This is a genomic window from Shinella sp. 20P9.1.1, from assembly GCF_057798995.1.
Genome location: NZ_JBYOLC010000028.1, coordinates 1 through 13,013, shown reverse-complemented (window position 1 = coordinate 13,013; position 13,013 = coordinate 1). Strand labels below are relative to the sequence as shown.

8 protein-coding genes and 1 pseudogene are annotated in these 13,013 nt (G+C 50.5%); 6 read left to right on the top strand and 3 right to left on the bottom strand.

What is annotated here, in order from left to right:
* Positions 1-267: 267 nt before the first annotated feature.
* Both AC27VQ_RS25720 and AC27VQ_RS25715 read right to left on the bottom strand, forming a co-directional pair.
* On the bottom strand, positions 268-2,832 hold the full coding sequence (locus AC27VQ_RS25720; RefSeq protein ID WP_488718571.1) for a DEAD/DEAH box helicase: 2,565 nt from the start codon (positions 2,830-2,832) through the stop codon (positions 268-270).
* Entirely contained in the window at positions 2,829-3,830 is a 1,002-nt protein-coding gene (locus AC27VQ_RS25715) for a HamA C-terminal domain-containing protein (protein ID WP_488718570.1), read from the bottom strand. Before AC27VQ_RS25715 ends, AC27VQ_RS25720 begins: the two co-directional genes overlap by 4 nt.
* A 172-nt stretch (positions 3,831-4,002) precedes the next feature.
* Here AC27VQ_RS25715 and AC27VQ_RS25710 point away from each other — a divergent pair, with 172 nt between their 5' ends.
* The 6 genes from AC27VQ_RS25710 to AC27VQ_RS25685 all read left to right on the top strand — a co-directional run bounded on the left by AC27VQ_RS25710 (position 4,003) and on the right by AC27VQ_RS25685 (position 12,735).
* Positions 4,003-4,989 carry a DUF4238 domain-containing protein gene (locus AC27VQ_RS25710; RefSeq protein ID WP_488718572.1) on the top strand — a complete coding sequence of 329 codons (987 nt, stop codon included), beginning with the start codon at positions 4,003-4,005 and terminating at the stop codon, positions 4,987-4,989.
* A 434-nt stretch (positions 4,990-5,423) separates the two neighbouring features.
* Positions 5,424-5,600 carry a methylation-associated defense system helix-turn-helix domain-containing protein MAD1 gene (gene mads1 / locus AC27VQ_RS25705; RefSeq protein WP_488718569.1) on the top strand — a complete coding sequence of 59 codons (177 nt, stop codon included), beginning with the start codon at positions 5,424-5,426 and terminating at the stop codon, positions 5,598-5,600.
* A 14-nt stretch (positions 5,601-5,614) separates the two neighbouring features.
* Positions 5,615-7,177 (top strand): type I restriction-modification system subunit M, encoded by a 1,563-nt coding sequence (locus tag AC27VQ_RS25700; RefSeq protein ID WP_488718568.1) that lies wholly within the window; start codon positions 5,615-5,617, stop codon positions 7,175-7,177.
* Positions 7,174-8,445: a restriction endonuclease subunit S gene (locus AC27VQ_RS25695; RefSeq protein WP_488718567.1), complete on the top strand. Its 1,272-nt coding sequence runs from the start codon at positions 7,174-7,176 to the stop codon at positions 8,443-8,445. Before AC27VQ_RS25700 ends, AC27VQ_RS25695 begins: the two co-directional genes overlap by 4 nt.
* A gap of 2 nt (positions 8,446-8,447) precedes the next feature.
* Positions 8,448-9,644 (top strand): AAA family ATPase, encoded by a 1,197-nt coding sequence (locus tag AC27VQ_RS25690; protein ID WP_488718566.1) that lies wholly within the window; start codon positions 8,448-8,450, stop codon positions 9,642-9,644.
* Complete coding sequence (locus AC27VQ_RS25685) at positions 9,637-12,735, top strand: type I restriction endonuclease subunit R (RefSeq protein WP_488718565.1); 3,099 nt, start codon at positions 9,637-9,639, stop codon at positions 12,733-12,735. The genes AC27VQ_RS25690 and AC27VQ_RS25685 overlap by 8 nt, the downstream gene beginning before the upstream one ends.
* Here the strand turns inward: AC27VQ_RS25685 and AC27VQ_RS25680 are convergent.
* Positions 12,710-13,013: pseudogene (locus tag AC27VQ_RS25680) on the bottom strand (hypothetical protein); the annotation flags it as partial. The gene AC27VQ_RS25685 and the pseudogene AC27VQ_RS25680 sit on opposite strands and share 26 nt — an antisense overlap.

Sequence of the window (13,013 nt, the reverse complement as noted above, 5' to 3'; positions counted from 1 at the left end):
ATATAGCCCGTATCGTGCGGGCTTTCTCTCATAAGCCATTGATATCTATCGAAACACGGGGAAAGTCGTTTTGAGCAATTTATGCTCGGAAAAAGCCGAGCTTCAAAGCGCTTGAGACTGCATTTATCTCAACAGGACCGCTGCGACGTTGATATTCCCGGAAAATCCCCGGACCTGCATGTTTTGGCGACCCCCGAAATTATACTTCTATAAGCACTTCCGCGAAGCGAATCTTGGGTCTGAGGCTATGCCTAGCCAGTGATCTGGTCATCCGGATTGAAGGACTCGTCGAAGTTCACCCGCCACATATGGGGTGAGGCCTGCTGTCACGGGATTTACTCGCGCCAGGAAGTTTCGGGCGGAACCGTAGTCCATATCTCGGTTGATAGTCAGAGACGCCAACTTGTTAGCCGTGTGTCGCGACAGTCCCATCCCTACGAATTGTATCATCGTTTGAGACGCCGCGCCGAGTTCGAGGTAGAGAGTGAGCGCGGGTATCCGGGCAACGTAACTCGCGTGGCCAGCTGCGTTTAACGCGGCTTTGAGCACGGAACAGTAACAACTGAGCAGGTTGACGTATCGGAACCGTAGCCCTGACTCGATGTCAGTAAGAACTTCTCGAATAACCGTGCGGTCGGAACGGTTTTTGCCCAGGCCTTTATGATAGCTGATGGCCGCCTCAATGATCACGGGAAGCGGATCACCACGCATCCACCGGAGCGCAAGCGGTGCCCAGTATCGATGGTGATTGCCGCTCTTCAATTCCAAATATTTATGGACCCGAGCGAAAACCGGTCGCAGCTTGTTAAGTGCATCATTCCACGAGGCGCTCGGATGCACTGGAATAAGGTACTCCGGACCTTTCTCTTTGATCTTCGCGATCATGTAGTCGTAGAGCTGCTGCTGCCGGAACCCGGAAATCTGCGGGCTAGTCGCGAGAGTTTCGGTATCGAGCGAGATGAGGGCGTCGGCAATCTTGATTGCCTCCTCGACGACCTCGTACGTAGAAGTGGGTAGACTTGGCATCCGCTCAAGCGTCTCGGTCAACGTACCATTTCGATGATCTCTAAGGAGTTTCGAAAACGCTGCTTCAAATTGCTGGTTCTCTCCCGATGGGCGGGCAGGGTCATTTATGTAGTCGACCAGTTCCGTTGGTGTATCGACCAGCGTCCGTTCTAGGGACGGCCGTATGACCTCGTCTTTGGGGCCGGAAAGGGGAGCGGACTCCCATTCATTGTAGTCGACCAAAAAGACATTCCCCTGGAAATCCTTTCCCAATCGACCGGCACGCCCTGCAAGATTCCAAAAATCGACGGCCTCAATGGGCTTCTCGTCACCCTTGTGGGGATTGTGCATGAATATGTTTCGGGCAGGCAGATTAACACCCTGTAACAAGGTACTCGTGCACACAATGTAGTCCAGAGTGCCCTCAGCAAAGCTGCTTTCGACGGCATTCCGTAGGAGCGGCGGTATGCGCCCGTAGTGAAATCCGACACCAGTCATCACAGTCTCAGCCAGCACGTAATTCGGGTGGACAGCTTCCTTCGCAAACTCGCTCAGCGCCATTCGAGCAGAGACAACCTGCGGCGATGGCTCACGTCCCGAGGAAACCGATGCAACATTCTCATCTGCGCTGAGGGCCATGATTTTCATGGCAATGTCTTCGCAAGACGCTGGCGCGTCAGCGTAGACCAGGCTCTGAGCGCCTTGTCCAAGAACCCAGCTGACATAAATGAGCCGGTCTTGGGGCGTATAGATTGGTATGGCGGCCTCGAACTCGTTAAGAGGCAGACTTGATCCATCTTGCCAGAGACTGGCTTTAATAGCCGTTGGATCAGTCGGACTGCCAGATAAAAAAATCAGGTTCTGGGCGACCGGTGAGTCCGTAACCTTCAGCGTTTGAATTTGGCTGTGGCCGACGACCGAGCCGAAAATGACAGGATTTCGGACTTGCGGCGACGAAAACAGAAACTGTGCTGTTGGTCTACGGGCCTGTACCTCTTGTAGCACAGCGTGAAGGATTACGCCTCGCGAGCCTTCACCAATAAGATGCGCCTCGTCAACAATGGCGACGTCAAATGCAATGTCAGCCGACATTTGGAGCAGTACCTGCAGACGCTCCGGGGTCAAAACATACAGCGGTGGAAGGACATCAGCGGAACCCGATGGCAACGGGACAGTTGTCACATCGAAAGCACGATCAGGGGAAGCGCGGCGCAGGTCGGCCTCGACTTGCGTCAGTAGGGCCCGACTCGGCACGAGGTACACGATGTTTGCCTTTGGGTCCTCGCGTTTTAGCTGCTCAATGAACCCAGTAAAAACAAACGATTTTCCGGCAGACGTGGGGGCGGAAAGGGCGATTGATTGGCCTGCGCCCAACGCATCCCACACACTCTTTTGCATGTCAGTAAGAACGGCAGTTCGATCTCCGATCCTGATGGTATTTTCATCGCGGCGATTCGCAATCTCGAAAAAGATGCGTTCTGGCATGGAGGACGGCTCGGGATCGCCGCCGAACGCGAACCTAATGGCTGGATAATTGCCAAGGCGAGCAAGAATGAGCCGAGAAGCAGCCGCAAGCCCACCTAGGGAATCCTTGAAGACGAGAGATGCGAAGCCGATGCGGTACGCGAGTTGCTTCCAGGCCGCCTCGGAGGACTGTGAGAAAATTGCTGCGCTCTGGACAAGCCGGGTGAGAACCTCCTCACTGATGACCTGATCGCCTCCGAGACCTGCGTGGCTCTCGACCGACTGCCTTAAGAGCAATTCATAATCGGCTATGAAATGTTCGTTTTTCCCGATGTTTTCACAAATTCCATCGATGAAATTCACGGTACCACCCCGAGCTTGGCATAAAAGTCTTTCCGAAAATTTGTGACAGACGGGAAGGGCAGAAGAAACAAATGGAGATTTGTGGTCACCGGTAGCTGCTTCCCGTAGTGTCGTTCGATCACGCGACAGGCGCTTTCAATTCTCTTCATGTATTGCTTCTCGAACGCCGCCGGTATCGTGGCAGGAGGCAACTTGAGGAGGCGGCTGTACGCGCTGTACTCAAAACCGAGCAAGCACGCGTGGACAACCCGTTTCTGTAGACTGAGAGGCGAGGTCGAATAGGGGTTGATGTGGTCCGCTATTTTCGCCTGGAACGCCTCCGGTAGCGTACCGATGTCCGAAAGGTTATTCAGGATTTCGATCTCGCGCGAGATTTGCCCCGCGTTACTGATCAGGTCAGCCATCGATTGGAATGCCGCAGCGGCAGCGGACGCGAAAGTCTGATAAATCTTTGACTCGCCGAAATAGATCGTAAACTGATCGGATTTTTCGTCGTAACCGAGATGGATGCCGTCCGTACCATGGACCGGCATGTTGTTATTCGTCTTCAGGTACATTTTCGAAACCAGTCGAGGGGCCTTCAGGACCCACTCCAGCATCGCGTAGAGCACCAGTTCGCCAGGTTCGCCACCTGACTCCAGCTGGTTCTTTGCCCGAATAAACAGGCTTTTTGCGTCGTCGCCCAAGCGGACGATCCGCGCGTAATCTTTCACCGGATCAGTGGTTTCAAGCGCGGCTCTGATCTTGGATTTCGGGAGGCAGTAAGGGATGATGCAATCATAGAGGTACTCAATGAATTCCTGAACCGTCGGAACACCATCCGCGAAAGTGAGGTAGTGGAACGTCCCGTTCAGCCGATGTAAGTCCGTGGTCCAGGTGAAAGGTATCTCTTTAAGACGTATCCCGAGCGGTGAATGATCTTTCAGCAGTTCGGTCATTGCTGCCGCTAGTTGATGGCCGTCATCGCCCACCGTTGGCGATCCAATCGCATCTGCCACCAATTCTACGACTCCTATCGTCAAACCATTGGCTTAAGATATGCTGATTCGCGCGTAGGTGTCAGGCCGGGAACTCTCGCCGCAACTATCCGACGAAGTTTCCCGAAAGCGTCCGGGTCAAACAAGATACCATTCTAAAAAAATCAGTCGAGGAACCGCGATTTTGAACGACGTGAAACGACAGCACTACGTGCCCCGGTTTTTGCTTACGCGTTTTACCGGTGCCGATGGAATGCTGAGTGTTTTTGCCCGAGGGCAGGGGCATTCTTTCCGTTCGGCCCCTGATGGTGTTGCCGTTCAGCGATACTATAATGCGGCAAAATTAGAATCCGGAGAAATCGACACTCAGACCATCGAAAAAACGCTTGGCCCCATAGAAACGGCTGGCTCCGTTGCGGTGGAGCAGATGGTATCCGGCAAAGCTCCAACGCCTCAGCAGCGCATAGATTTTTCGCTTTTTTTGACGTCCCAGGATTTTAGGTCTCTACGGAAGCGTCAAGAATTTGCGGATATGCTCTTGGGTATCGAGCAAAACGACTTTCCTTCAAACACGATTGATAGCATCGAGAATTATGTTCGGGAGATCGAGAAGGCCTCAGAAGCGTCGAAAGCGGTCGATGCCAGCAAATTTTCGAAAAAAGGCGGCCTGAAGCTCGAAGAAGATGGAAGCATTTCTGTCGACTTTGAAGACACAGTTCGAGCACTGAACGCAGCTCAGCACTTTGCGCCAGTTGTCTGCAAGATGGACTGGCTCGTACTTCTCGCGCCTAAGGGTGAGGAGTTCATCAGTTCTGATAGCCCCGTGCAGCTGTTTGAAGACGGGCGTAATTTACCCCAGCACACTGGGGCCGGTTATTGGCGACAGGAGACACGCATCGCGTTGCCGCTAGACCGCGACGCTTGCTTAGTCGCCGCCCATCCACCTGCAGGCCGCCAGATAAACTGGAGTCCTAGGTTTGCGGTGCGCCAGGCCAAAAGCGCAGAACTGCGATTCTACAACAGTCTTCAGGTCGATAGGTGCTTCAAACAAGTCTACGCATCGACAAATTTTCCATGGTTATCGGCGAAAACCGCTGCTTTGTCTGAGCAAAAGAGCCGGTTGAGTTTTATGCCAGTCGATTCGCACGGCAAGCCAGTATCGGTGGGAATGAAGAGGTAAGGCCACAACTAAGCAGGGCATCTGCGTCTTCTCAACATCCTGTGGCTAGTAAAGATTCTGCGGTCACCGGGTGGCATCTGCGTCGGTCGAGGAGATGCCCGCGATACCGTCTCTCAACTCAGGCGTCGATCAATGGCAGCACAGCGTCCGTGCCTGGTGTGAAGATGCCCTAGAATTAATTTGCGCTGATCAAAGAGAGGGGCATCAGCGCTTCATCTGACGGGCTTTTACGCTGATCTCGACGCCATGATGCCGCCCTTATCGCCAGAAGCGACGGCAAGAGACTCCAGCCATCAGAGCCCCTGCAGCTGTTGCATCTGTTCGTGGCGGTCTAAAGACTTCACACTGCGCGCGCCCGCGCCACGCGTAAGGCTTGCGCCATCCTTATTTTCCACTATTTTCAACACGGTTCCCCAATTCGGATTCGGGCTGCGATGCCGAGCGACGAAATTCTCACGATTAAAGAGCTGGCCAGCTATCTGAAAATTGCTGAAAAGACCGCCTATCGCTTTGTGTCGGAAGGCCGCATTCCGGGATTCAAGGTCGGCGGGTCTTGGCGTTTTCGCAGATCAGAAATTGAACGCTGGATCACTGAGCAAGAGCAGAAATGAACGGAGTAGAGAGCATGACCAGCGCCGAGCAACGCGCCCACCTACAGAACCAAATCTGGAAAATCGCCAACGAGGTGCGCGGTGCGGTCGATGGCTGGGACTTTAAGCAATATGTGCTTGGCACGCTTTTCTATCGTTTCATCAGTGAGAATTTTGCCAGCTATATCGAAGCCGACGATGAAAGCATCAATTATGCTGAGTTGCCGGACAGCGTAATCACGCCTGAAATCAAGGACGATGCGGTCAAGACCAAGGGGTATTTCATTTACCCCAGCCAACTGTTTTCCAATGTCGCGAAAAAGGTCAAAAACAATGAAAGTCTAAATACAGACCTGAAAAAGGTTTTTGATGGAATTGAGGCGTCCGCTAGCGGCTACCCTTCAGAGGCTGACATCAAGGGTTTGTTTGCTGAGTTTGACACGACCAGCAACCGCCTTGGCAACACGGTTAAAGACAAGAATTCTCGATTGGCAGCGGTCATCAAGGGCGTTGCGGAGCTGAAATTTGGGGAATTCCATGGCGATCAAATCGATCTGTTTGGTGATGCCTACGAATTCCTGATTTCAAATTACGCAGCCACAGCGGGGAAGTCCGGCGGTGAGTTTTTCACTCCGCAGCATGTTTCGAAGCTGATTGCACGGCTCGCGATGCACAAGCAGACGAGCGTGAACAAGATTTATGACCCGGCATGCGGATCAGGCTCCTTGCTACTGCAAGCAAAGAAGCACTTTGACGCGCACATTGTTGAAGAAGGTTTCTTCGGCCAAGAGATCAATCACACGACTTATAATTTGGCCCGCATGAACATGTTCCTGCACAATATCAACTACGACAAGTTTGATATCCAGCTGGGTAACACGCTAACTGAGCCACATTTTGGCGACGAGAAGCCATTTGATGCCATCGTTTCCAACCCTCCATATTCAGTAAAATGGATAGGCTCTGATGACCCAACATTGATCAACGATGATCGCTTTGCTCCAGCGGGTGTCTTGGCCCCTAAGTCCAAAGCAGATTTCGCGTTCGTGCTGCATGCCCTTAGCTATCTTTCCGCCAAAGGCCGTGCGGCAATTGTTTGCTTTCCAGGTATTTTCTACAGAGGCGGCGCAGAACAGAAAATCAGGCAATATCTGATCGACAACAACTTTGTTGAGAGCGTGATATCACTCGCTCCAAATCTGTTTTACGGCACGACCATTGCCGTCAATATTGTCGTATTGTCCAAGCACAAAACCGACACTAACACGCAATTTATCGACGCAAGTGGCCTGTTCAAAAAAGGAATTAATAACAACTCGCTGACCGACGATGAAAGTGCGGCTAATCCGGGCCATATTCAGCAAATAATGCAGGCCTTTGATAGCAAGGACAATATCGCACATTTCGCGCAGTCAGTTACCTATGAGGACATCGTCGCCGAAGACTACAATCTTGCTGTCAGCGCATACGTGGAACCCGAGGACAATCGCGAGATAGTCAACATAGCCAAACTGAACGCAGAGATAGAAACCACCGTAGAGAAAATCGGGAGGTTGCGTTCAGAGATTGACGCTATCGTCGCGGAGATCGAGGCATGAGCAGTCAGGACTACCTGGATAAGATGCTGGATGGGGCTGAAGTTCAATGGAAGCCGCTGGCTGATGTAACCTTACCAACAAGAAATATTAGATGGCGGGATGCTGAGCGCACATTCCGCTATATTGATCTGACATCTGTCAGCATTGAATCGAAAAGCATCACTGAAACCACAGCAATAAGCACCACGAATGCACCAAGTCGCGCGCAGAAGCTTGTTGAAAAGGATGACGTAATATTTGCGACCACCCGCCCAGCGCAGCAGAGATTTTGTCTTATCGACGAGGAATATTCTGGGGCCATTGCAAGCACTGGTTACTGTGTTCTTCGTGCCAAGAAAGAAGAGGTATTACCAAAATGGATTTTGCATAATATCTCCTCTACCGAATTCAAGAGCTACGTCGAAGAACGGCAAAGTGGTGCTGCTTATCCAGCGATCTCTGATTCTAATGTGAAGGCATTCCGAATCCCCATTCCATGCCCTGACGATCCCAAAAAATCCTTGGCGATCCAAGCTGAGATCGTGCGCATTTTAGACGCATTCACCGCCCTTACCGCAGAGCTTACCGCAGAGCTTACCGCGCGAAGGAAGCAACACAACTATTATCGCGATCAACTTCTTAATTTCGATGATTGTGAAGTCGAATGGAAGCCCTTGGGGGAAATAGGCGAATTTATTCGAGGGAGGCGCTTTACCAAAGCCGATTTTGTTGATGATGGCATTGATGCCATTCACTACGGTGAAATATACACCCGCTACGGGGTATTTACGCGTCACGCATATTCACAGGTCAGAACCGACATGGCCCATTCGCTTCGCTACGCGGAACCGGGCGACGTAATAATAACTGGTGTGGGTGAGACAGTAGAAGATGTAGGAAAAGCCGTTGCTTGGTTGGGAGATGGCAAAGTCGCCATACATGACGACAGTTACGCCTTTCGCCATTCATTGAATCCAAGATACATTTCCTACGTCATGCAAACAGACAAATTCATCGACCAAAAGGCAAAACATGTTTCTCGTGGCAAGCTTAACAGGCTGCTGATCAACGGGCTTGAAAAAGTCCGAATACCAATTCCTCATCCAAATAATGCAATTAAGTCGCTCGCGGAACAGGATCGCGTCGTCGCTATTTTAGACAATTTCGATGCCCTGACCAACTCGCTAAGCGAAGGCCTTCCCAAGGAAATTCAGCTGCGTCAGAAGCAATATGAGTATTATCGCGATTTGCTGTTGAGTTTCCCAAAACCCGAAAGTGTAACTGCATAGCGATGGGCGAGACACTAACACAAATCGCAGAGACGTTGAAAAGCGCCGATAAAAAGGTGCAGTTGATATATGCCTTTAACGGGTCAGGCAAAACCCGCCTGTCGCGAGAATTTAAGAGCCTGGTTGCGCCAAAAAACAGCGATGACGAGGACGAAGCGCCTGAGGAAGCCACTCGGACCAAAATCCTATATTATAACGCGTTTACTGAAGACCTATTTTTTTGGGACAACGACATCCTCAACGACGGTGAGCCCAAGCTCATGATCCAGCCGAATTCCTTCACCGACTGGATACTGGCAGATCAAGGAAAAGGTAATGAAATCATTGCTAATTTTCAACATTACACGAACAAAAATCTAACACCCATTTTCAATGAAAAGGATAAGCGCCAGGGGCGTAGAAAGACGGGGGAAAAGACCTATCCCTCCGTCTCCTTCTCCATGGCAACCGGCGATGATGAAGCTGTGAGAGGCGTTAAAATCTCCAAGGGTGAGGAAAGCAACTTCATCTGGAGCATTTTTTACACTTTGATCGAGGAAGTCATCACCGTGCTCGATGTTCCCGAAGTCGGAGAACGCAGCACTGATCAATTTAATAAATTGGAGTACGTTTTTATCGACGACCCTGTCAGCTCACTTGACGACAATCACCTTATTGAATTGGCGCAAAGTTTAGCAACACTTATTAAAAAGTCGCCACAAGCTGGCCCCAAATTCATTATCACGACTCACAATCCGCTGTTCTACAACGTCTTGTTCAATGCACTGAAGAAAGCATCGAAGTACCGGCTAACTCACAACGAGGATGGCTCATTTTCGCTCGAAGAGCAAAAAACTGATAGCCCGTTCTCCTATCATCTTCACTTGATTGAAAAACTTAAGTCAGCGTCCGAAAAAAATGATTTTGAGAAGTATCACTACAATTTTCTCAGAAACGTACTGGAAAAGACTTCAACATTCCTTGGGTATGAAGACTGGTCAGATTTGCTGCCCAAAACAGCGGATGGAACGAGCGATGCTTATTTGAAGCGCATTGTCGATATTTCCAGCCATTCAAAGCACTCTGGCTATGAGTTGTCGGAACTTTCAAATGATGACAAACGGGTCTTAGGCTACCTCCTCAGCGATACAGCAAACAAGAAATATGAGTTTCCCAAAAGATACCAGGTGGTTTTGAAAGAAGACACGCCAGATGATTGAACAAACTAGCGCCATCGCGGAGTCGAAGAACTTCATCGTACTAGACAGATACGTCAGGGAATGGGAAGCCCGTGACAGCTATCAGAGCGAAGGTGATTTGGAGCGCGAGCTTGTCCAGGATTTGCAAGCTCAGGGCTACGAGCTAGCAAAGCTCAATACGCTTGAATCTCTCTTGGCCAATGTCCGCCAGCAGTTGCAAACTTTGAACAATGTGAGCTTTGAGGATGGTGAATGGGCGCGGTTTGTTGAAAACTATGTGGACAGACCGAGCGATAGCATCACTGATAAAACGCGCAAAATTCACGACGACTACATCCACGATTTCGTCTTTGACGACGGACATATTCAAAACATCTACCTGCTCGACAAAAAGAACCTTGCCCGCAACAAGGTGCAGGTGATCAAACAATTTGAGCAGACGGGCACGCATGCCAATCGCTACGACGTGACGATTTTGGTAAACGGCCTGCCGCTGGTGCAAATTGAGCTGAAAAAGCGTGGCGTTGCCATCCGCGAAGCATTCAACCAAATACACCGCTACAGCAAAGAGAGTTTCAACAGCGAGCAGTCGCTCTTCAAATACATTCAGCTTTTCGTCATATCGAACGGCACAGACACACGTTATTTCGCCAACACCACACGGCGCGACAAAAATAGCTTCGACTTCACCATGAACTGGGCGAAGGCGGATAACGGGTTGATCAAGGACCTGAAGGACTTCACAGCCACCTTCTTCCAAAAAGACACGCTTTTGAAGGTGCTGCTGCGTTATTCCGTTTTCGATGTGAGCGACACATTGCTGGTAATGCGGCCCTATCAGATTGCCGCGACCGAGCGCGTTCTATGGAAGATCAAAAGCTCCCATGAAGCCAAGAATTGGAGCAAACCAGAAAGCGGCGGTTATATTTGGCACACGACTGGGTCTGGCAAAACACTCACTAGTTTCAAGGCCGCACGTCTGGCAACCGAACTTGATTTCATCGAAAAGGTCTTTTTTGTCGTGGACAGAAAAGACCTCGATTATCAGACCATAAGGGAATACCAGCGCTTTTCACCGGATAGCGTGAATGGCTCGGACAGCACTGCTGGACTTAAGCGGAACCTGGATAAAGACGACAACAAGATCATCGTCACGACAATTCAGAAACTTAACAACCTTATGAAGAGCGAAGGCGACCTACCCGTCTATGACAAAGAGGTGGTTTTCATTTTTGATGAGTGCCACCGGAGCCAATTCGGTGAAGCGCAGAGGAACTTGAAAAGGAAGTTTAAGCGCTTCTATCAGTTCGGCTTTACCGGGACGCCTATCTTCCCGCAGAACGCCTTGGGAGCTGAAACCACGGCGAGCGTTTTTGGCCGGGAGCTTCACTGCTATGTCATCACCGATGCCATTCGGGACGAAAAGGTGCTGAAATTCAAGGTGGACTATAACGATGTTCGCCCACAATTTAAGGCAATTGAATCTGAGCAGGATGAACAAAAGCTCAATGCAGCGGAAAACAAGAAGGCCCTGCTGCACCCAGATCGTATCCGCGAAATCTCGCAGTACATACTAAACAATTTTCGCCAGAAAACCCATCGTCTGCAAGGCGGCAACAGGGGCTTCAATGCCATGTTTGCAGTGAGCAGCGTAGATGCGGCCAAGCTATTTTACGAGGCCCTGAACAAGCTCCAAGCGGACAATGAGAAGCCTTTAAAAATTGCAACCATATTCTCGTTCGCCGCCAACGAAGAACAGGACGCAGTTGGCGACATCCAGGATGAAAGCTTTGATGTGTCCGCAATGAATACGAGCGCCAAGGAATTCTTGAGCGCAGCGATTGCCGACTACAACACCTTTTTCAAGACCAATTTCAGCGTAGATAGCAACGGCTTCCAGAACTATTACCGCGACCTGGCAAAGCGCGTTAAGGCCAAGGAAGTCGATTTGCTGGTCGTCGTTGGCATGTTCTTAACCGGCTTCGATGCTCCTACACTTAATACCCTATTCGTCGACAAGAACCTTCGCTATCACGGGCTTATACAGGCTTATTCGCGTACCAACCGCATATACGACGCGACCAAAACCTTCGGCAACATTGTCACCTTCCGTGATTTGGAAGAGGCAACCGTCAATGCCATCACGCTGTTTGGCGACAAAAACACCAAAAATGTCGTCCTCGAAAAGAGCTACAAAGAATACATGGAAGGTTTCACCGATCTCGTTACCGGTGAAGCGCGACGCGGTTTTGTGGACGTGGTGACAGAGCTGGAACAACGCTTCCCTAACCCTGATGAGATTGTCAAAGAGAGCGATAAGAAATACTTCGCCAAACTGTTTGGCGAATATTTACGCGTCGAGAATGTGCTGCAAAATTACGATGAGTTCGCAAGCTTGAAAGCGTTGCAGGATGTCGACACAAATGATGTCGATGCCGTCGAAGCCTTCAAAGCCGCGCATCATTTAAGTGATCAAGGTTTCGCTGCACTAAGTGCAATCAAGATTCCAGCAGAACGAAAAATCCAGGATTACCGGTCAACCTACAACGACATCCGCGATTGGTTGCGCCGCGAAAAAGCGGCCAACGAAATGGATAAATCCACAGTCGATTGGGACGACGTGGTGTTTGAGGTGGACCTCCTCAAGTCCCAAGAGATTAATCTCGACTACATTCTGGAACAGATTTTCGAGAGCAATAAGAGGGTGAGGGACAAAGCTGCCCTGGTTGAGGATGTTCGCCGCATGATCCGTGCCAGCATTGGCAACAGGGCCAAAGAAAGTCTTTTGGTCGATTTCATCAATCAGACTGATCTTGATAAAATTGGGGATAAGGCCTCTGTAATTGATGCCTTTTTCACCTTCGCCCAGGCAGAGCAGCGGCGGGAGGCAGAGGAGCTGATTTCCTCTGAAAATCTAAATGTCGACGCCGCAAAGCGCTACATCGCGACATCTATCAGACGAGAATTTGCGACCGATAACGGCACTGAACTAAACGCACTATTGCCGAAAATGAGTCCGCTCAACCCTCAGTATCTGAGCAAAAAACAAAATGTCTTCCAAAAGATTTCGATGTTTGTTGAAAAGTTCAAGGGCGTTGGGGGACAGATTTAGAAACGGTCGGAGTTTTGAGGTCGGCCAACAGCTCCACTAAACGTTCGCCCTCCAGTCGTCTCTCTTTCTCCAGTGCCCGGGAGAGGGCGATGACGGTGTCGCGCTCGGCTTCCAACAACGCTTTCACCCGCGCATATTCCGTATCCAGAATGCCGTCAATCTCGGCTCTCAACTGGGGCACGTTTTCGACGACTTGGTGAACCGGACGATCAACTTCGTCAGGGAAAACAGAAAGCCTGTTACCGAGCGCAAACCTCGCAACCATGTGCGAGGCCATT